The 20210-nt window shown below is 42.3% G+C and carries 24 protein-coding genes; 22 read left to right on the forward strand and 2 right to left on the reverse strand.

Annotated features, from left to right (window positions below):
• Positions 1–197: 197 nt before the first annotated feature.
• The 7 genes from MFMK1_RS02690 to MFMK1_RS02720 are packed head-to-tail and all read left to right on the forward strand — an operon-like array spanning position 198 to position 7772.
• A complete protein-coding gene (locus MFMK1_RS02690) occupies positions 198–2216 on the forward strand; it encodes a proton-conducting transporter transmembrane domain-containing protein (RefSeq protein ID WP_366923624.1) in 2019 nt (672 codons plus the stop codon).
• Positions 2217–2229: 13 nt separating this feature from the next.
• Entirely contained in the window at positions 2230–3171 is a 942-nt protein-coding gene (locus tag MFMK1_RS02695) for a respiratory chain complex I subunit 1 family protein (RefSeq protein ID WP_366923625.1), read from the forward strand.
• 4 nt (positions 3172–3175) lie between these two features.
• A complete protein-coding gene (locus MFMK1_RS02700) occupies positions 3176–3808 on the forward strand; it encodes an NADH-quinone oxidoreductase subunit K (protein WP_366923626.1) in 633 nt (210 codons plus the stop codon).
• 5 nt (positions 3809–3813) lie between these two features.
• Positions 3814–5280: a hydrogenase 4 subunit F gene (locus MFMK1_RS02705; RefSeq protein WP_366923627.1), complete on the forward strand. Its 1467-nt coding sequence runs from the start codon at positions 3814–3816 to the stop codon at positions 5278–5280.
• Between the two features lies 1 nt (position 5281).
• Positions 5282–6871 (forward strand): hydrogenase large subunit, encoded by a 1590-nt coding sequence (locus tag MFMK1_RS02710; RefSeq protein ID WP_366923628.1) that lies wholly within the window; start codon positions 5282–5284, stop codon positions 6869–6871.
• Positions 6872–6899: 28 nt separating this feature from the next.
• Entirely contained in the window at positions 6900–7370 is a 471-nt protein-coding gene (locus tag MFMK1_RS02715) for an NADH-quinone oxidoreductase subunit B family protein (protein ID WP_366923629.1), read from the forward strand.
• A 57-nt stretch (positions 7371–7427) separates the two neighbouring features.
• Complete coding sequence (locus MFMK1_RS02720; RefSeq protein ID WP_366923630.1) at positions 7428–7772, forward strand: ArsR/SmtB family transcription factor; 345 nt, start codon at positions 7428–7430, stop codon at positions 7770–7772.
• Between the two features lie 254 nt (positions 7773–8026).
• Here MFMK1_RS02720 and MFMK1_RS02725 read toward each other — a convergent pair whose 3' ends face one another.
• A complete protein-coding gene (locus MFMK1_RS02725) occupies positions 8027–8701 on the reverse strand; it encodes a uracil-DNA glycosylase (RefSeq protein ID WP_366923631.1) in 675 nt (224 codons plus the stop codon).
• A gap of 315 nt (positions 8702–9016) precedes the next feature.
• Here MFMK1_RS02725 and MFMK1_RS18465 point away from each other — a divergent pair, with 315 nt between their 5' ends.
• Together MFMK1_RS18465 and MFMK1_RS02735 are read left to right on the forward strand one after the other, a co-directional pair.
• Positions 9017–9118 carry an anti sigma factor C-terminal domain-containing protein gene (locus tag MFMK1_RS18465; protein ID WP_428846284.1) on the forward strand — a complete coding sequence of 34 codons (102 nt, stop codon included), beginning with the start codon at positions 9017–9019 and terminating at the stop codon, positions 9116–9118.
• Between the two features lie 178 nt (positions 9119–9296).
• Positions 9297–9626 carry a YckD family protein gene (locus tag MFMK1_RS02735; RefSeq protein WP_366923632.1) on the forward strand — a complete coding sequence of 110 codons (330 nt, stop codon included), beginning with the start codon at positions 9297–9299 and terminating at the stop codon, positions 9624–9626.
• A gap of 207 nt (positions 9627–9833) precedes the next feature.
• Here the strand turns inward: MFMK1_RS02735 and MFMK1_RS02740 are convergent, their stop codons facing one another.
• Entirely contained in the window at positions 9834–10025 is a 192-nt protein-coding gene (locus MFMK1_RS02740; protein ID WP_366923633.1) for a hypothetical protein, read from the reverse strand.
• Positions 10026–10303: 278 nt separating this feature from the next.
• Here MFMK1_RS02740 and MFMK1_RS02745 point away from each other — a divergent pair, with 278 nt between their 5' ends.
• The 13 genes from MFMK1_RS02745 (at position 10304) to MFMK1_RS02805 (ending at position 20169) form a co-directional block, all read left to right on the forward strand.
• Positions 10304–10495, forward strand: a complete 192-nt coding sequence (locus MFMK1_RS02745) for a hypothetical protein (RefSeq protein ID WP_366923634.1) — start codon at positions 10304–10306, stop codon at positions 10493–10495.
• A gap of 176 nt (positions 10496–10671) precedes the next feature.
• Complete coding sequence (locus tag MFMK1_RS02750; protein WP_366923635.1) at positions 10672–11178, forward strand: DUF4178 domain-containing protein; 507 nt, start codon at positions 10672–10674, stop codon at positions 11176–11178.
• A gap of 37 nt (positions 11179–11215) precedes the next feature.
• Positions 11216–11890: a PspA/IM30 family protein gene (locus tag MFMK1_RS02755; protein ID WP_366923636.1), complete on the forward strand. Its 675-nt coding sequence runs from the start codon at positions 11216–11218 to the stop codon at positions 11888–11890.
• A gap of 30 nt (positions 11891–11920) precedes the next feature.
• Positions 11921–12463, forward strand: coding sequence for a DUF4247 domain-containing protein (locus tag MFMK1_RS02760; protein WP_366923637.1), 543 nt, complete (start codon positions 11921–11923; stop codon positions 12461–12463).
• A gap of 22 nt (positions 12464–12485) precedes the next feature.
• Positions 12486–12884, forward strand: a complete 399-nt coding sequence (locus tag MFMK1_RS02765; protein ID WP_366923638.1) for a DUF350 domain-containing protein — start codon at positions 12486–12488, stop codon at positions 12882–12884.
• Between the two features lie 237 nt (positions 12885–13121).
• Entirely contained in the window at positions 13122–14666 is a 1545-nt protein-coding gene (locus tag MFMK1_RS02770; protein ID WP_366923639.1) for a polyamine aminopropyltransferase, read from the forward strand.
• Between the two features lie 27 nt (positions 14667–14693).
• Positions 14694–15743: a potassium channel family protein gene (locus tag MFMK1_RS02775; protein WP_366923640.1), complete on the forward strand. Its 1050-nt coding sequence runs from the start codon at positions 14694–14696 to the stop codon at positions 15741–15743.
• A gap of 128 nt (positions 15744–15871) precedes the next feature.
• Positions 15872–16258, forward strand: a complete 387-nt coding sequence (locus MFMK1_RS02780) for a DUF302 domain-containing protein (protein ID WP_366923641.1) — start codon at positions 15872–15874, stop codon at positions 16256–16258.
• Between the two features lie 272 nt (positions 16259–16530).
• Positions 16531–17217, forward strand: coding sequence for a futalosine hydrolase (locus tag MFMK1_RS02785; RefSeq protein WP_366923642.1), 687 nt, complete (start codon positions 16531–16533; stop codon positions 17215–17217).
• A complete protein-coding gene (locus tag MFMK1_RS02790) occupies positions 17214–18056 on the forward strand; it encodes a 1,4-dihydroxy-6-naphtoate synthase (protein WP_366923643.1) in 843 nt (280 codons plus the stop codon). Before MFMK1_RS02785 ends, MFMK1_RS02790 begins: the two co-directional genes overlap by 4 nt.
• A 68-nt stretch (positions 18057–18124) precedes the next feature.
• A complete protein-coding gene (locus MFMK1_RS02795; protein ID WP_366924855.1) occupies positions 18125–18688 on the forward strand; it encodes a DNA-3-methyladenine glycosylase I in 564 nt (187 codons plus the stop codon).
• 339 nt (positions 18689–19027) lie between these two features.
• Positions 19028–19783, forward strand: coding sequence for a DUF2087 domain-containing protein (locus MFMK1_RS02800; protein WP_366923644.1), 756 nt, complete (start codon positions 19028–19030; stop codon positions 19781–19783).
• A 26-nt stretch (positions 19784–19809) separates the two neighbouring features.
• The gene (locus MFMK1_RS02805) at positions 19810–20169 is read left to right on the forward strand and encodes a GIY-YIG nuclease family protein (RefSeq protein WP_366923645.1); all 360 of its coding nucleotides are present in this window, start codon (positions 19810–19812) and stop codon (positions 20167–20169) included.
• Positions 20170–20210 lie beyond the last annotated feature (41 nt).

Below are 20210 nucleotides of genomic sequence, written 5' to 3' on the forward strand. Positions count from 1 at the left end.
ACAAAAGGGCACTCCTGTTCAGCAGGGGTGCCCTTTTGAGGTGCTAAAAACAAGTAGCCAGTGCAGCCGGAGAGATACTTAAATTTAAGTTGATCAGACCTATTGTAAAGTATAAACAGTATGATACAATAGCTAGTATGCTTTAATTCAAATATGTAAAACTTTTAATATTTGCAATTACTAAAGGGAGGCTTCTTGTGGTGGAGTCAGCACAGATGATGTTAATTGCTATAAGTGTTTTTGGAATTGGTGCCTTTAGCGGTTTATTACTGGGTAGAAAAAGTAGGCTTAATAAAGAACTGCCTCTAATAATGGCGGGACTGGGCAGTGGTTTTTTTTTGGTTTTAGCTTTGGAAAATTTACTGCTAGGAGTACAGGTGGAGTTACTACTGCCAACAGGACTTCCTTTCGGATCTTTTAGTTTAGTAATTGATAAACTAGCAGCTTTTTTTGTACTCTTGACCTCGATAATGGGTTTATTGGTTAGCCTCTTTTCTTGGGGGTATATGGAGGGGTTACGTGAAAAACATAATTTAGGTTACATAGGTTTTTTGTATAATTTATTTCTTTTATCTATGTTTTTGGTGGTTACTGTGGCTAATGGTTTTTGGTTTTTAGTGGTTTGGGAGGTCATGTCGGTAACATCTTTGCTGCTGGTGTTGGTTGAACACCAGCTTAAGGAAGTGCGCCAAGCGGGTTTTATCTATGGAGTAATGACTCATTTTGGTACAGCCTTTATCATTGCCGCTTTTATGATTCTCTTTATCCAGGCAGGAACCTTTGACTTTTCAGGCTTTAAAGCGATTAGCCAGAATATTGACCTGCGATTAGCCGGAATGGTCTTTATGGCTAGTACAATTGGCTTTAGTACAAAAGCTGGTGTAATCCCTCTGCATGTCTGGCTGCCCCGGGCCCATCCGGCTGCACCCAGTAATATTTCAGCTTTAATGTCCGGAGTCATGGTTAAAACGGCTATCTATGGGATGCTGCGATTTTACTTTGACCTGTTACCTAGTGGCCCGCCTTGGTGGGGAATAAGCTTGATCTCTATAGGGGTTGTTTCAGCTCTGTTAGGAGTAATTTATACAGTTGTCCAACAGGATATTAAAAAACTTTTGGCCTACAGTACGGTGGAGAATATGGGGATATTATTTACCGGAATTGGACTAGCCCTTGTTTTTAGGGCCCAGGGGCTGCCAAGTTGGGCAGCTTTTGCCATGATAGCAGTTCTTTATCATGCCATAAATCACGCTGTTTTTAAAGGACTGCTTTTTATGGGTGCAGGTTCTGTTTTACATGTCACCCATACTAAGGATATGGAAAAGCTGGGTGGCTTAATTCATAAGATGCCTTATACATCGTTTTTCATGTTGATAGGGGTAATGGCAGTAATGGCGCTGCCGCCTCTCAATGGTTTCATGGGTGAGTGGTTGCTCTTCCAAGCTTTACTAGGGTTAAGCTGGAATCAGCTAGGTACCATTAGTTATGTCGGTGGCCCAATTTTAATCACAATTATTGCTTTGACTGGGGGGTTGGTTTTGGCCAGCTTTGTAAGGATGTATGGCATTACCTTTCTGGCGTTACCGCGAAGTTCCCAGGCGCAAGATGCTGTTGAAGTACCCGGAACTATGAGTTCAAGTATGGGGGTTTGCGCAGCACTGTGCATATTGCTAGGAATATTTCCTGGTGTAGTAGTGAGTATACTATCGGGAATTAGTTTAGCTTTAATCGGAGACCAAAAGGTGACTTCAGGAGACTTACTTGAACAGTTGACCATGACCACCGGGCAGATTTATCCACTTATAATATGGACTTCACTCATTTTGCTTGTTCCGGTCATCGTAATGGTCACTAGATTGCTTGGCGGTAAAACAACCAGGCGCAGAGCGGAGACTTGGTCTGGCGGAGTTTCAGCAAATCACTATATGGAATATACAGGTGCTGCTTTTGCCGAACCCCTCAGGATAATTTTTGCGCGGGTGTTACAACCCCATCGAGAGGTTTTGCCTAATGCTGATCAGGCACCCTATTTTTCCAGCGGTCTATGTTACCGGGAAAAAGTAGTTTCAGTCGTTGAAATTTACTTATACCGTCCTGTGATGAGTATTTTCTATCAAACATGTAAATATGTACAGTGGATGCAAACAGGTAATCTTCATACTTATTTGACTTATATGTTTATTACTCTTGTATTAGTTTTGTTGTTTACCAGATAGGAGGATGTAGCTGATGAATATAGTATTGACTGCGGTTTTGCAGGTTATCTTATTGGTGGTTTTAGCCCCTTTGGTTACAGGTGTTATAAAAAAAATCAAGGCACATTTGCAATGCCGTATGGGAGCAGGAATTTTTCAGGTTTACTATGATATTGGCAAACACATGAAAAAGGAAACGGTTATTGCTAACTCTGCTTCATGGATCTACATTGTTTCGCCCTACCTCGTCTTTTCCGCTTTAATTACTGCTGCTATGCTGCTACCGGTAATTGCAAAGGCACCTTTAAGTTTTACCGGGAATATATTTGTTCTAATCTACTTACTAGCTTTAGGGCGTCTAATGATGACTCTGGCTGCCTTAGAAAGTGGCAGTGCCTTTGGCGGCATGGCTAGCAGCCGTGAAGTATCTTTATCAGCTTTAATTGAACCCAGCTTAGTATTGGCATCAATTAGTTTGGCAATTAGTGGCGGTTCTACAAATCTTAGTACTATTATGGCCAATTTATCTGATCAGGGAGCAGGCCTACTAAACCCGGCGCATTTTTTGTCCGCTGCAGCACTATTAATAGTAGTGTTTGCCGAAATAGGTAGAATTCCTGTAGACAACCCGGACACCCATTTAGAGTTGACCATGATTCATGAAGGGATGCTGTTGGAGTATTCAGGTAAGGAACTGGCGCTGTTGATCTGGGCTGCCGCTGTAAAACAATTAATAATGCTCACTTTATTCTCTAATCTGTTTTTTCCATGGGGAATGGCTACTGGCTGGGGATGGGCACAGATTCCAATAGCAGTAATACTATATCTATTAAAAATTTTGGTTTTATCGGTACTTCTAGCCTTAATTGAAAGTGGTTATGCCAAAATGCGGCTTTTTAAAGTACCGGGCTTGTTGGCAACCAGTTTAGTACTGGCTTTTTTAGCAATAGTATCTCAGCTGATTTTAAGGGGGTAAGCAAATGAATGTCCTATTTTCGCTAATTGTAATTAGCGCTTTTTTGATGGTGGCAGGTAAGCGCATCGATTACGCCATCTGGCTGATGTCACTCCAAGGGTTTTTATTGGCACTAATCGGCACTGTTTTAGGTTTACAAGCAGGAAATGGCTATTTATATGCTAGCGCTTTTTTGTTGTTGATTGTGAAAGGAATATTAGTTCCCGCGGCCTTGTTTTACATTGTGAGAAAGATCCAGATTCGCAGGGAGATAGACTTGGTTTTTAGCCCCAATGTTCTATTTTTACTAGCGGCTGGATTGGTATTATTGTCATACTGGGTAGTATCGCCGCAAATTTTGCCCAGCGGTCTAGCAGCCAAGAGCGGGTTGCCGGTGGCCCTATCATTGTTGTTAATCGGCCTTTTAATTATGATTACCCGGAAAGTGGCTCTCAGTCAGTTAATAGGACTACTGATTATGGAAAACGGTTTATCGATGGCGGCAATGGCTGTCAGTCATGGGATGCCATTGATGGTGGAATTGGGAATATTTTTTGATTTGCTTGTTGCGGTTTTAATTATGGGGCTATTTCTTTTTCGTATCGATAAGACATTTGGCAGCATTAATACTGATAAATTGAAAAGCTTGAAGGGATGAGGCAGATGGTCATTTTAACATTATTTGCTCCTTTGGTTACGGCCATCAGCGGTTATTTGATAGGTAAGCCGGCATTGCGGAATTGGGTTACCGGCATAGGGGCATTGACCACTTTCGTCTCCAGCTTAATATTGACTTGGCAAGTACTAACTGGGGAAGCGTTAACGGCAATGGACAGTTGGCTATATATTGATGCCTTTAGTGCATATTTGTTGGTTATTATTGGTTTAATTGGGCTAATAGCCACCCTTTACTCAATCGACTATATGCAACATGAGGTTGAAATAGGGATGATTGGAGTATCCCAATTAGCTACCTATTACTTATTGTTCAACATTTTCATCTTTACAATGGTTCTGACTGTGATGGCTAATAACCTGGGACTGTTATGGATAGCTATCGAGGCTACTACGTTAGCCTCAGCAATGCTAGTAGGTTTTTACAAGCAGAAAGGTTCTTTGGAGGCAGCCTGGAAATATATTATTCTATGTACGGTCGGAATTGCTTTTGCACTATTGGGAGTTATCTTAACTTACTATGCCGCAAGTCAAATTGAGAGTGAAAGTGTACGCAGTTTACAATGGACTTTTTTAATGGCCAACAAGCAACAGTTAGATCCCCAGGTACTCAAACTGGCTTTTGTCTTTATTCTAATTGGATTTGGCACAAAGGCCGGACTAGCACCTTTACACCATTGGCTGCCGGATGCCCATAGTCAGGCCCCTTCTCCTGTCAGTGCGGTCTTGTCGGGAGTCCTTTTAAACTGTGCACTCTATGGTGTAATTAGGTATCACCTACTATTATCCCAAATAGTAGGCAGTCAATTTTCGGGGAATTTACTGCTGATTTTTGGTCTTATCTCGATGGCCATTGCGGTACCTTTTATTTCACTCCAACATGATCTCAAAAGGTTATTAGCTTATTCTAGCGTTGAACATATGGGTATCATTGCGGCTGGGATTGGTTTGGGTGGAAAATTGGCCTTGTACGGGGCTAGTTTGCACTTCTTAAACCATGCCGTAGCTAAATCCCTGTTATTTTTTTCGGCAGGCTCAGTCACTCAACATTATGGTACGCGGCAAATGGCTCGTATCAGAGGAGCCATAACAGCTTTGCCTTTTTCAGGGGTGTTGCTGTTGCTTGGAAGTTTAGCAATTACCGGGGTTCCTCCATTCAGTATTTTTGTCAGTGAGTTTAGTATTATTACTGGTGGTTTTGCTCAAGGCAAATATCTTGCCAGTGGTTTATTTTTGCTTTTTATAGCTTTGGTGTTCGCCGGTTTTATGTATCACATTTTGCAAATGGTCTTGGGTTTAAAACCTGATAGAGTAAAGGTGAGGCGAGAAAGTTGGTTGACTGTGACGGCTATGGGAATTCCTATAGTATTAATCGTGGTATTGGGGTTATATATTCCGTCCTTGCTTGACAATATGTTGAGTGAAGTTCTGGTAATATTAGGGGGAGGCAGATAAAATGGCAGCAAAGAACCCGGCTGTTATTGGGTTGTTATTACAAGAATTTAGACAGAAGACTAAATTTGTGGGAGTTAAAGCTGGTAATGAATATTATTTAGAGGTGGCGAAAGAGGCTCTGCCGGAAGTGAGCAGCTATTTGATTAAGCACTTGCGAGCTTCTTTGGCTACTATGATTGGCAATGATGAACGTGGTATTAATGGCAGTTTTCGTTTGTACTATTACTTTGCTGTTAACTTTGAAGAAATCTTTATTGTTATGACTATTGCCATAAACCCTACTGAACCGGCTTTTCCTTCTATCACGCCATCAGTACCTGCTGCCCACTGGTATGAGCGGGAAGTGCAGGATATGTTTGGATTAAAACCTGTTGGCCATCCCGACCCAAGGAGCTTGGTTCTTCATCATGATTGGTCACAAGGAACCCATCCCCTCCGCAAGGATTTTGATTCAGATTCCTTAGAAAAGATGCCGTCTCCTGATTACCATTTTGGTGAAATAAAGGGAAGTGGACCTTTCTATCTACCGGTTGGGCCGATTCATGCCGGTATAATTGAGCCAGGGCATTTTAGGTTCAGCGTGGCCGGGGAAACTGTTCTCAATTTGGAAGCCAGGTTATTTTATACTCACCGGGGAGTAGAAAAGCTAGCAGAAGGCAGTACTTTAGCCGGTGTCTTAGCTTTGGCAGAGCGAACTTGCGGTGCATGCGCTTTTTCCCATAGTGTTTCTTTTTGTCACGCTATTGAACGCATAGGGAATGTCCAAATACCCGATAGAGCATTATCTATCAGGGCAATATTATTAGAAATGGAACGATTATACAATCACATTGGCGATGTGGGTAATATTTGCGCTGGAGTAGGACTAGCGTTAGGAACCAGTCATGGTAACCGCATCAAGGAGGCGATTTTGCAGTTAAACCAGGGGTTGACCGGCAGCCGGTTCTTAAGAGGAATTAATACTATTGGTGGTTTGAAGAAGGACATTGCTGATCAGCAGCTTGCTTCTTTAGATACTCAATTGAAGCAATTAACAGAAGATTTTATTGACTTGGCTGAGGTTTTACTAGATCACGACTCTTTGATCCAGCGGTTGAGGGGTACCGGGAGGCTATCTTTGGTAGCTGTGCAGGATCTGGGGGTAGTTGGACCTGCGGCTAGAGCCTCTGGCTGTACCAAGGATTGGAGAAAAGATTTCCCTTATGGCATTTATGGGCAGCTGGACTTTGAGGTGGCTAGAGAAGAAGCGGGAGATGTATTGGCTCGATTTAAAGTACGTATCAATGAGGCGGTAACTTCTTTTAAAATAATATCCCAGTTGATTTGTCAGATACCTACCGGCCCGGTAGTACATCCTGTGGGAGAGTTACTTCCTTACCAAGCGGCTCTGGGTTGGAGCGAATCAGCTCGTGGCAGCAACCTGCATTGGGTAATGATTGGCCCAAATAATACCGTTTATCGCTATCGCATTCGTTCCGCTTCTTACTGTAATTGGCCGGCAGTACCTTTAGCTGTCCAAGGAAATCTTGTGCCAGATTTTCCTCTAATTAATAAAAGCTTTGAGTTGTGCTATGCTTGTACAGATCGGTAGAAGTAAGTAAGCTAAAAGGGGTGAAGATATGTTTGGGATTTTTATGAAGTCATGGCGGGTTGGAATAGTTACTAGACCTAAACAGAAGAAAAATAAAAACTTTGGTCGTTCTTGGCATATTCGTCATGTCGATTGCGGATCTTGTAATGGTTGTGATTGGGAGATGAATGCCCTATTAAATCCCGTTTATGACCTGCAACGTTATGGTTTGGATTTTGTAGCATCACCCCGGCATGCCGATATTCTGATGGTAACAGGATCTATGACCAAACATTTACAAGTTGCCCTGGTAAAGACGTTTGAGGCTACCCCTGCCCCTAAACAAGTCGTTGCTGTGGGAGACTGTGCGTGTAATGGAGGCATTTTTAAAAATAGCTATGCTACTTTGGGTGGAGTAGAACAGGTTGTTCCGGTTAATATAAAAATTGCCGGTTGTCCACCATCCCCACAGGAAATATTGGATGTTTTAACGCGCAACCTAAGAAAATCAGTAGTTTGATTTGAAAAAATATGGTAAGATGGAAAGTAGCAAATCATTATCAAGGAGGTTAATGACTTGCAAAAAGAACTATTTCAATTTGAAGCGGATTTCTTTAAAGCATTATCTCATCCTGCTCGCATTGGTATTTTAGAAAACCTACGTTCAGCGGATAAGAATGTCAATGAGCTAAGCCAGATATTAAATTTAGAAGGCTCAGCAGTCAGTCAGCAATTAGCCCAGTTACGGGCGAAAAATATAGTAGTCGGTATTAAGGAAGGGACTAAGGTTACCTATTCTGTAAAAGATCCGCTTATTTTTCAGCTATTAGACGATGCTCGACGAATTTTTGACAATCATTTAGCTGAAACCCTTTCGCAGTGGAAAGAAATTAAACAGGAAATTAATAAAACCAGAGGCTAAAATAGGAGGGCACTGAAAAACATGGTGTTTTGGCTAAAGCAATGTAATAAAAAAACCAGAAGATGAGATACATTATCTCAGTCTTCTGGTTTTTTCTATATGCATGTAACCACCTGGGTTATCGCTTTAATTCTTACCCATTAGGGTTATAATTCTTTTTAAATTAAGAAATTTTTTTACTAATTTGGCATAGCCCCAATAATATAGCATATGCCAGAGGCGTCTATGTGTAATTGGGTGATTGTTATACTTCTTTATATATTTTCAATTTGCCAGTCAATAGGTTCCTTGCCTATTGTATTAAGAAATTTATTAGCCTTAGAAAAAGGCTTGCTTCCAAAGAAACCTCGGTGTGCAGATAGTGGACTTGGATGAACGGATTTTATTATATAATGTCTGGAGTTTCTTATTATACCTAATTTAGATTGAGCATTCTTTCCCCATAATATGAAAACGGTAGGTTCTTCCCGGTCATTTAATAAATGAATTATCTTATCAGTGAAATTTTCCCAGCCTTTATTTTTGTGAGAATTTGCTTGTCCTGCTCTAACTGTTAATACAGTATTAAGAAGCATAACCCCTTGGTCAGCCCATTTCTTTAAGTAACCGTTATTAGGGATATAACAGCCCAAATCACTATGCAGTTCTTTGTAGATATTCATAAGAGAAGGGGGCGCTGACACCTCTGGTTTTACAGAAAAGCTCAAACCATGGGCCTGACTGGGACCATGATACGGGTCCTGACCTAATATAACTACTTTTACATCCTTAAACTCTGAAAAGTGTAAAGCGTTGAATATATCATACATATCTGGATATACAGTTTTTGTTCTGTATTCATTTATCAGAAACTTTCTAAGTTTTAAGTAGTAATCTCTTTCAAACTCCTCTTCCAATAAAAAATGCCAATCATTTTCTAATATTTGCATATAAATCACCCTAATAAATTATACCAAAAAAATCGCAGCTAGTTTAGGGTTAAAACTAAGAGGTGATGACCGTAAAAAATTAGAGGAATTGTATGGACAGGAGGAGAATGCTGACAACGCACACCACAGAGGATTCTTTTAACCCAGAAGTAAGGGGTCGCTTTTTTAATACAAAAAAAGCGACAGATTTATCAATACCCTCAAACTGTTACAGAATTACAAAGAAATAGCAAACCGCATTGCTACAACAGGTGATTTAAAAATTTCACAGCGTATTGATTATTTAAAAACAAATGGCATTAAATCTATGGAATAGTGGTTACGGGCCCCACGAAAGAAATATTGAAGTTACAGGAAGAGCCATGGATTGCTGGAATACATCTGGGTGAAGTAAAGTTATGGAACTGGGAAAAATAGATTATTCAAAAATTTGCGATTGGGAAGTTCTTTAAAAGATTTTCTTGTTATTTAATATGCTAACTTTAGGGATAATGCTTATTTATTGGGAAGTTAAATTTGACTGCGATTTTACATGAAAATAAAAAAAACTGCGGAAAATAACAATACCAACTGAGAAAGGAGTGAGTGAATTTTCATGCAAAAATTTTGGATAACTTTGGCGGTTTCTATGTTTATGTTTGTAGCAGTATTGGGAGCATTCCCGGCGCTAGCAGCAGATGTAACAGCGGATCCAGGAAAGGTGACTGTACAGTTAACTGAAACCCAAAAGAAAGAGTTAGCGACTCTTCACAGAGAGATTCTTGATAAGAAGAAACAAGTGATATCCAAATATGTTGAGTATGGAGTCATTCCCCAAGAAAAAGCAGATAAGATTATGTCTCGGTTGGAAAAACGCTATGAGAGGCTTGAACAAAACGGTTTTATCCCACAACGGGGTAAATGTAAAAGAAAGCATTTCCAGTAGTGTTAAGTGGGGGCTGCCCTAAACAATTGGGGCAGAACTCTTTTTTTGTTGCACATGGGACTAAACCTTACTGAAGCAGGCAGGCCTCCTGACCACTATTCTTTAAACACGGACTATGTTACTGTTCGAATTGGCCAGCATGACACAATATTTATCTACCAAATTCTGCTGGTTCAGCAGCCTGGGAAAGCAGCAGTCTGCCTACTATTAACTCAATCTATTTTGTAATGATTTAATAGACTCTAAACTGCCACTAACTAAGATCCTATCATTAACCAAGATACTAGTATCGCCATGAGGTGTTATTGGAATAGCATTTCTATATATTCTAAATATCGGAGTAATAAAAGCAATCGCAACAACAATCACTAATGATCCAATTGTTAAGTTATGTTCCATTAGCAGCCTCCTTCTACAATAATCTTCTTTTAAAAACTTTTTAATATTATACTTTAGCTGAAGCAATTTTAACAAGCTTAAGTTTAAATTAAAGTGATAAATCCTTATCCGGAGGGTCCTTTTTTATTGACTTTTTGAAGCAGACTGATACAATAAGAGTATGCCACTACCCCGTTAGGGTAGGGTATTGAGCAGGGAAAAGAACTGCTTAGATTTAGCCGAAGCTACTACGCTAGTTAGTAAATGTTTGATATTCCTAAAACAGGGAGGAATTTATTATGTCCGATTTTTTCTATCAGTATGGGGATTGGTTTCTGTTCGGGGGACTAATGTTTTTTATGATGCGTATGCATGGTAAAGGTGGGGGTTGTTGCGGCGGCGGTCACCATCAGCAAGGTGACAATAAGAATCATGGAACAGAAGATTGCCACCAGGAGCATGACGCCAAACAGCATCATAAACATATGTAATTTACCACGCACCCGGTAACAAGTATAAGGTATCTATAAGCCTGCCTCCTGTTTATGGATGACATTCTTGGTTGCCTGGGTGCGAATTTGTTTTCATGACTGTTATTACCTGTTTATTTTTCCAGATAGGTATAGTAAGATGTAGGTATCAATGATCGGAGTAAGGGGAGATGCCCATGGGTTTTTTTAAAAAAGTTTTTGGCGGCGGCGATAAGGGTAAGCCGGTGGTGCAGCGAAATGCCCTGAATTTAAAGGTAGGCGATATTGTCTCTTATGACCTGGAGGATTATGTCGTTATAGGCGTCTTGGAATACAATGATGAAGGGTGGGTCTGGAGAGATTACCACCTGGAGTCAGAGGGTAAGCATATCTGGCTTTCTGCAGAACAGGATGACGAGCTGTATCTGGGTATTTTCGAAAAAATTAAGATGCCGTTGGAAAAGCCTGAGAAGCGTATTACCTATGATGGTGTCCATTTTGAATTGGATGAAGCCAGCACTGCCCGTATCACTGTGGTAGAAGGTCAGGTTGGTGCTAGAGTAGGGAATGAGGTCCGCTATTGGGACTACTGTGATGATGAAGAAGAAAAATTTATTTCCATAGAGAATTGGGATGGAGATTTTGAGTGCAGCTACGGGTTTGAAATAGATCCACACGAAGTAAGCTTTATGGCGGGAAGCTAAAGGGAATACAAATACTAATTGATTAGGAGGTTTTTTAATGGGATTGTTTTCACGAATGAGAGACATCAGTACGTCGCAGCTTAATCACCTACTGGATAAGGCTGAGGACCCGGTGAAAATGTTGGATCAGTACATGAGAGATATGGAAGAGGATATTGCGGATGCAGAGAAGTCGGTAGCTAAGCAGATTGCTCTGGAAAAAAAGCTGCACCACCAGTTGACTGAGGCGCAGGAAATGGCCGAAAAAAGGCAGACCCAAGCGCTGCAGGCTTTGGAACAGGAAAAGGAAGACTTAGCCCGTAAAGCATTAGAGGACAAGAAGCGGCACCAGTCCAAGGCAGACGACATGCAGGGCCAGTGGCAGGTGGCTAAGGAGAATGCCGATAAGTTGAAAGACCAGCTACAGCAGATGAAGGATGAATATGAGACACTCAAGGGTAAGAAGCAGACATTGCAGGCCCGGGCAGAGGCAGCTAAAGCCCAGAAAAACATCAACCAGGCTTTTAGTGGTATGGGCAGCGGCAGTGCCCGCAAGGGTTTTGATAAGATGGAAGAAAAGGTAATGACGCTTGAAAGCGAAGCAGAAGCTTCTAACGAAATGCGCTCCGGTTCAAGCAGCCTAGACAAGGAACTGGGAAGCTTGGGCGGGTCCGATGTAGATCGTGAATTGGCAGAATTAAAGGCGAAGCTTAAGAGTAACAAAGAGGAGTAGTACTCCTCTTTTCTCTAGGAGGACTTTATTATGAAGCGTTGGTTGGCATTATTATTTGCGGTTACCACTTTTCTAGTAGTAGGGTGTACTGCTGCAACGGTGGAAAGTTATTTAGACAAAAATTATTCGTTGGTGGACGTGCAGCAGAGTCGTTATGGAACTAATGATGCGGCTCGGGTTTACCAGATACCTGATTCAGTGGACAATGCAGCGAAGTTTATAGCGGGCAAGTATCCACCTAAGTCCATGACTCCGCCGGGAACTGCTGAAGACCGCAGGGTATTGGTTTATCCGAAACTGGTGGTTGACATTTACTCCCAAGACGGGCAGACAATGGCTGAGGTAGCATCCCGGCAGTATATACGCGATCATTACTCTTCCGGTGGCTTCTTTCGGGGGTATTTGACTGCTGCAGTAATTGGAAATATTTTTAACGGACCTCGCAGCGTGAGGGATGGAGGTTTTTCGCCCTATACCGGCCGGAGCAGTGTACCCTCTTACGGTAAAACTGTTAGGGAGGGTTCGGTTGGCTCGCGTACTGTCCGCGGCGGCGGGATTTTCGGCGGGAAGTAAGAGTTAGGAGAGGAGTGTAAGTATGGTTTTAATAAACCCTTTTGTAGATACGATACTCTGGTGGGCCATATTTTTTGTAGTAATGTTTGTGGCCATTAAAGTGTTTGATTTGGTAACCCCTTATAAGCTGAGTCAGGAGACTAAAGAAAAAAATGGTGCCTTGGGGGCGGTGCTAGGTGGGCTGCTCATTGGTATTGGTATTATTATCTATAATGCCATGGTGCACAGTGATGGCTTGGTAAATGCCTTAATTTACAGTGCTTTGGGATTTGTACTTATGTTGGCGTCTTATTTCCTTTATGATTTGATCACTCCGGAAAAAATCAGTCAGGAAATTGATGATCATAATTTGTTGGTAGGATATAAAATTGCCGGGCTGTTTATTGCTGTAGCCTTAGTGGTCAGCGGCGCTATTACATGATTCTTTCTAACCCTTCTTTTGAAGGGTTTTTTACTGACTACGCAGGAAACAGGATACAGCCCTTCTTTTAATTTATCATAAGGGACGCAGCCCCTGGCGGGCGGGAAAAGTGGTTACCTTATACGTCGAAGGCGATGAAATGCTTTTTTCGTTGGCAGTTGTTGGGTAGTGGAATATTGTCATTTTACTGTTACAATTGATGTGATGATAGTCATATCTGGGTGAGGAGGAATTGACTTGCCGGTCCTTAATCATAAGATGCAGAACTATATACAGAAAAACAACCCAACGCTGATAATTTTCTCTTTGTTGATTGTTTCTACCTGTGCCATGAGTTACGAATATTTTCTGGGTGCTATGTCCAGCTACCTGCTGGGAGACGGGAGAATCCAGTGGGCATTGACTATTACGGCCATGATGGTTTCCATGGGGTTCGGTGGCTATAGCTCCCGTTATGTTAAAAGCCACGAGAAAATGGTGGTGATTAATGAGCTGGCGATTGCATTTGCCGGTGGTTTTTCTACCCTTTTTCTTTATGCTTTCAATGTATACATCGGATCTGCTCAGGTGGTTACCTTGGGTTATATTTCTATAAACGGTTTTATCCTGGGGTTTCAGGTACCCCTTTTTATGCATATCTTACGGAAAGCAGGAGAGTCTTTTGGTGATTTGGTGGCCAGGGTCACCCTATTTGATTTTTTGGGTGCCGTACCGGCCGTAATTCTTTATATTTACCTAGTGAAAGGCGTAGGCTTGGTACAAGGTACAATGCTGCTGGGCTTGATTAATGTAAGCGTAGTGCTGCTTGGTATAAAACTTTTTGAACCTGAGCTGTCCACCCGCTTTCGCCGGGTTGCAAAGATATTGGTTGTAGCCATTGTTTTATTACTGCTGCTGGGACTTACCTTTGGTGAAAGAGCAGTGATGGGATTGGAGCGGCAGTTATATAATGACCGGATAGTATACCAGGAGCAGAGTGACTTTCAGCGCATTATTCTTACCAAGCGCGGGGAAGATTTGCGGCTGTTTCTCAATGGTAATATTCAATTTTCTTCGCTAGACGAATACCGCTATCATGAAGCATTGGTACATCCGGCCATGGATTTGGCTGCTAACCGTGAGAAGGTACTGATATTGGGCGGCGGCGACGGCTTGGCGTTGCGGGAAGTGTTTAAATATCCTGAAGTGAAAGAAGTGACTTTAGTGGATCTAGACCCTGCTGTGGTAGGATTAGCACGTACCCACCCGGTCATTACCCGGCTTAACCGAGGCAGTTTGGACGACCCTAGGGTACAAATTGTTAATCAGGACGGCTATAAGTTTTTGGAGCAGGGCAGCGGTTTATATGGTGTGATTATTGTTGATTTGCCCGACCCCAACAACGAGGCCTTGGCTAAGCTTTATACTCGCGAATTTTATACAATGGTAAGACGGCATTTAGCCAAAGGTGGCGCTGTAGCAATTCAGTCTACCTCACCCTACTATGCGAATGAGGCCTTTTGGAGCATAGTTAATACAGTAGAAGCAGCGGGACTGGATGTGGCACCTTATCATACCTATGTACCAAGCTTTGGGGAGTGGGGCTTTACCTTGGCCTCTGATACTGCTATAAATAAAAGCAGGATAAAGGTCGAGGTATCTACAAGGTATTTAAAACAGGACATGCTGCCCGGTATGTTTGTCTTCCCCGGGGATGAAAGCGAAAGCACTAATGAAGCTGTTAATACCTTGATACATCCTGTGATAATAGATCTTTATCAGCAGGCCTGGGAAAACTGGTAGGGCAGATGGGTAAGGGGTGAATTAGTTTTGCCGTTCTTTTTTACGTTATTTCGACGCTTAAATATTTTTGGTCGCTGGCGTACACGCTATGGCATTTCAGTAATATTGCTGTTAACCGTAGTCCTAGTAGGTGCTTCTTTAGTTATATACTTTGAACGGGGTGTCAATGACCAGTTTCATACCTTTGGTGACGGTGTCTGGTGGGCGTTAGTGACTATCACTACAGTGGGTTATGGTGATAAATTTCCGTTAAGCATTGGCGGCAGGGCTGTAGCCCTAGTAGTGATGATCGCAGGTATTGGTACCTTTGGTTATTTGGCGGGGTCGCTATTGGAAGATATTTTAAAAAGGGGGCGCGGCTTAATGCCGGTAAACTATTGTAACCATTTCGTGGTCTGTGATTATAGTCATAAAACCAATGCCATTGTGGAGGAACTCTTGAAAGATGACTCGGCAGCTAAAATTGTATTGTTGGCAGACCGAGACGAAAACCCTATGCCCGGTCACGAGATACATTTCGTTAAGGGGTCAAGCACTGACGAAAATGCACTTAAAAAAGCCAATATTCAGCAGGCGCGGCTGGTAATTGTGTTGGCAGAAAGTTCTGTGGACGAGTCTTTGGCAGATTCCCATTCTGTCCTAACTACCTTGGCAGTACGTCATCTCAACCCTAAGGCGAAAATAATTGCGGAGGTACTGGACCCGAAGAATATTTCTCATTTCCAACGAGCCGGTGCGGATGAAATTATTTCTTCCGGTGAATTGGCCAGCAGCTTGATTGTACGGGCAGGTCTTTACAGCGGCGGCAGCAGGCTTATTCGTGAGTTGGTTACCAATAAGTTTGGTAATGAGGTTTACGAAAGCATAGTGCCCAGCAACCTGAAAGGTGAGACTTTCGCATCGGCTGCCCGATTGGTCAGACAGCAAAGCGGTATATTGATTGGTATTAATCGTAATAATGAGGTTCTTACCAACCCAAATGATGAATTGGTGATAAAAGCCGGTGACCATTTAATTTATATTGCTCAGGAACCGATCCTCAATGAAAGCACAATAAGTGACACTTATGGTGCCTGACACCACAAGTGTCACTTATTGGCTTTGTACTGCGCAGGCTGACACTTCACAGATTCTATATTAGATTTACACATTTTAGACACTTAATTTTGGTATACTAGGACCAAAGTTTATTAGGAGGTTCAAATATGAATTTTGACTATGCTTTGGTTACTAAAAAGTCACTGGAACAAGCGGTTGATGATGTAAAAGAGGCATTGAAGGAACTTAAGTTTGGCACTCTGTGGGAACTAGACGTACCTTCGAAGTTGAAGGAGAAGGGCGTAGACTTCAAGGGAAAAGCCAGGATTTTAGAAGTATGCAACCCGCATAAGGCCAAAGCAGTGTTGGAAAAGGACATGAATGTAATTTATTTCTTGCCTTGCAAAGTGGTAGTGTATGAAGATCAAGGAGAAGTCAGGTTGGGTATGGTAAGGCCCACGGTTTTTATGGAAATGCTAGAAAGTGAAGGGCTGCAGGACTTTGCCCGGGAAGTAGAAGAAACTATAAAAACTGCTTTGCACAAAGCACAATAAAATCCAATAAGCCCACACCTCATTGAGAAATGAAGTGCGGGCTTATCAATAGGCCGTTATTTGCTACCTACATTCCCATGCCGCCGCCCTCATCCACACCGGAGGGCCTTTTTTATTGAGTTAATTTTCTCAAAGGATAAAAAAGGGCTGGGGACATTTATCTAGAATTTTTTAAGTAAAGACACGAGCTTGCTGGGAATCAGTTGGGATTAATTAGTAACTAATGCAAGTAACATGTAATAGAAGTAATTATGCCAAAAGGGGAAGCTAAAATGAACATCAGGAATCAAGGGAAAAAGCCGGACACGAAGCTGAAGAAGCGTATTCTTGTAATAACTGCCGTCGCGGCGGAGAGGGATGCGGTGTTGCGGGGGTTAGGTAAAGATAAGCGCTTTGAAGTTTTAGCGGCGGGCGTTGGTTCGGCAGCTGCCGCAGTCAGTACCACGAAGGTGCTGGCTGCAAGCAAATACGGTTTGGTTGTCAGCGCCGGTATTGGCGGGGGATTTTCCGGACGAACTGAAGTCGGTTCTATCGTAGTGGCGAATGAGATTGTTGCTGCTGACCTGGGAGCGGAGACCCCTGAGGGTTTTAGCAGCTTGGATGAATTGGGCTTTGACTCAAGTCGCATGCAGGTTGATAATAGTTTGGTGAAAAAGGTCACTGAAGCATTACGTTCCGCCGGGATTTCGGTCGATACCGGAGCGGTACTTACTGTGTCTACTGTGACAGGCACGACCAAGAGTGCCATAGAATTAGCCAAGAGAGTGCCGGGGGCAGCTGCTGAGGCAATGGAAGGGTATGGTACGGCTCTTGCGGCTCATGAATTCGGTGTGCCAATTTTGGAAATCCGTGCTATCTCAAACCCGGTTGGCGCGCGTGACCGAGGCGCGTGGCGCATCAAAGAGGCACTGGCCACATTGGAAGCAGCAAGTTCAGTACTATTGGGGGTGTTGGTGTGAAAGTTGCTTTTTCACCATGTCCTAACGATACATTTATTTTTCATGCCTGGGTACATGGGCTAATACCCGGCGCACCCAAGATTGATGTTACCTATGCGGATATCGATATTACAAATAGTCTGGCTGCCAGCGGTAAGGGGCCTGATGTTGTAAAAATTTCATATGCTGCTTTACCTTGGGTCCTATCGGAGTACGCGCTGTTACCCTGTGGCGGTGCATTAGGTCGAGGCTGTGGCCCGCTGGTATTGACCCCAGGTAAGTTGGCTGACACCGAAGGGCCTGCGGCGTTAGCCGGCCGGAAGGTGGCGGTGCCTAGTGAACGGTCAACCGCTTACCTATTGTTTCGATTATGGGCAGCTCAGCAGGTGCCCGGTGGTATAGGGGAGATTATCGTTCTGCCGTTTCATGAAATTATGCCTGCCGTGCGCGATGGTGAAGTTGATGCCGGGCTGGTAATTCATGAGGCGCGTTTTACTTATCCGGCCTATGGTCTGACTCTCTTGGCGGATTTAGGTAGTTGGTGGGAAGCGGATACCAAGCTGCCAATTCCTTTGGGGGCAATTATCGCAAGGCGCTCACTTGACCTGTCTGCCATAGCCGGTTGGATTCGAGCATCGCTCAAATATGCTTGGGAACACCCGGAGGCCTCACAGCAGTTTATAATGCAGTACGCCCAGGAACTTTCGCCAGAAGTTGCCAGAGCGCATATCAATCTCTACGTAAACAATTTTTCCGCTGACTTAGGCGAAGCGGGATATAATGCGGTGTCCACCCTGCTTAAGCGGGCTTCGGACGAGGGATTAGTGCCAAAAGTAGATTTGGCGGCATTGCGGTCGTGAAAATTTATCTTTGGTGAGTAAAGAGTTGTGTAGAGGACAATGAGCGGTAAACCTATAGGGTGGTGTAAATTATTGTACAAAGGTGTTCATGGTGCGGTGATAATGAGCTCTATCTAAAATACCATGATGAAGAGTGGGGTGTCCCGGTTCACGATGACCGTACTCATTTTGAATTTTTGGTGTTGGAGTCTGCTCAGGCAGGATTGAGCTGGGTAACCATTTTAAAGAAAAGAGACAACTATCGAAGTGCTTATGATAACTTTGATCCAGTCAAAGTAGCTGCGTATGATGAGAAGAAAGTTGCTGAGCTGCTAAGTAATTCTGGTATAGTCAGAAATCGTAGAAAAATTGAGGCGTCCATTAACAACGCCAATAGGTTTATAGAGATACAAGAAGAGTTCGGTAGTTTTGACAAATACATATGGTCATTTGTTAATAATCTTTCGCTAAAAAACTCGTGGGAAGATGTATCGGAATTACCGGCCAAAACCGAATTATCTGATGAGGTAAGTACGGACCTTAAAAAACGTGGTTTCAAATTTATCGGCAGTACTATAATATATGCCCATTTGCAAGCAGTGGGATTGGTCAATGACCATGTAACGCGCTGCTTCAGGTACAATCAGGTTTGATTTATAAGTTTCCATTAGAGTATACAGAAGTATTTACTTAATGTCCTAAGCGGAATCGTATTAAGTTCGCGGTGAAAAAAAGCAAGGCGGTTTTCTGTATTATGCAGGACCGTCTTTTTTAATGTCAAGATTACCTTTTAAGCTTAACCTGCGTAAACATACAATAAATCTATCAAGGACTGGCAACAACTGGTCAGAGCATTAATGCTGTAAATCGTCGACGGCATTATTATTGTTTGACTGCTGCAGGACCAAAAACTTTAGCGGATAATTAAATAACTATAGACAAATAACAATAATGTCTAGTATAATACAGACAATACATGGAGGTGTTCGAAAGTGAATGTTTCAGAACTGTTTTGGAATGCATCATTGGAGGAGCTTAAATCCGGCTATGTCCGACAGGACAATCACTTTGTCTGTCTGCTCTGCGGCAAGGACTTTGAAAAAGGAATTATTTATTCAGACCAAGGTGTTCTCTATGAGGCGGAGAGGTATGTTCGTGTTCATATTCAAAGGGAACACCAGTCGGTATTTGATTATCTGATTAAGCTTAATAAAAAGTTTACCGGTATGACAGAGCATCAGAATAATCTACTGCAGTTATTTTATCAGGGAAAGAGCGATGCAGAAGTACAAAAAGAAATGGGCATTGGCAGTGCATCTACAATACGCAATCATCGCTTTGCATTAAAAGAGAAAGAACGTCAGTCAAAAGTATTTTTAGTGCTGATGGAGTTATTAAAAGAACAGGATAAACATGCACCGACTTTTATAAATCCTAGAAAAACGGCCCGAATGTTAGATGACAGGTATAACGTTACACAGGAAGAGAGCGAAAAAATATTGAAAAAGTATTTTCCCGAAGGTACGGCTGGGCGATTAGAGATATTCCCCGCGAAAGAAAAACACAAACTCGTTCTTCTTGGGGAAATTGTTAAAAGGTTTGAACGCGGGAGAAGCTATGACGAAAAGGAAGTCAACCGAATACTGAAAACTGCTTTTGACGACCATGTTACTTTGAGGCGGTATTTAGTAGAATACGGTTTTTTGGACAGAAAACCAGATGGGAGTCAATACTGGTTAAAGGGATAAATTTATAGTGAAGGAAGGTTAATAACATGCAGAAAAAAGCGGAACTGAAACAAATATATAAAGAAAAACAAAAATCAGTAGCAGGGGTCTATCAGATTAAAAATATTAACAATAATAAGGTTTTTGTGGGAACCAGTATGAATTTGAAGACCATGAATGGTAAACGCTTTGAATTGGAATTAGGTTCTCATAAAAACATGGAACTCCAAGACGAATGGAAAGAGTTTGGCAAAGAGGCATTTGCTTTTGAGGTTTTAGAGACTTTAGAAAAGAAGGAAACTGGATATTTGGACGCAAAAGATGCATTAAAGAAACTGGAGGAAAAGTGGTTAAACAAAGTACAACCGTTTGGCGAACGTGGCTACAACCGAAAGAAACCCGATTGATCCCTTTCACTTTATGGCCATTTTTACCTGCTGCCCAAATT

The organism is Metallumcola ferriviriculae (genome assembly GCF_035573695.1).
GTDB classification, from domain to species: Bacteria; Bacillota; JADQBR01; order JADQBR01; family JADQBR01; genus Metallumcola; species Metallumcola ferriviriculae.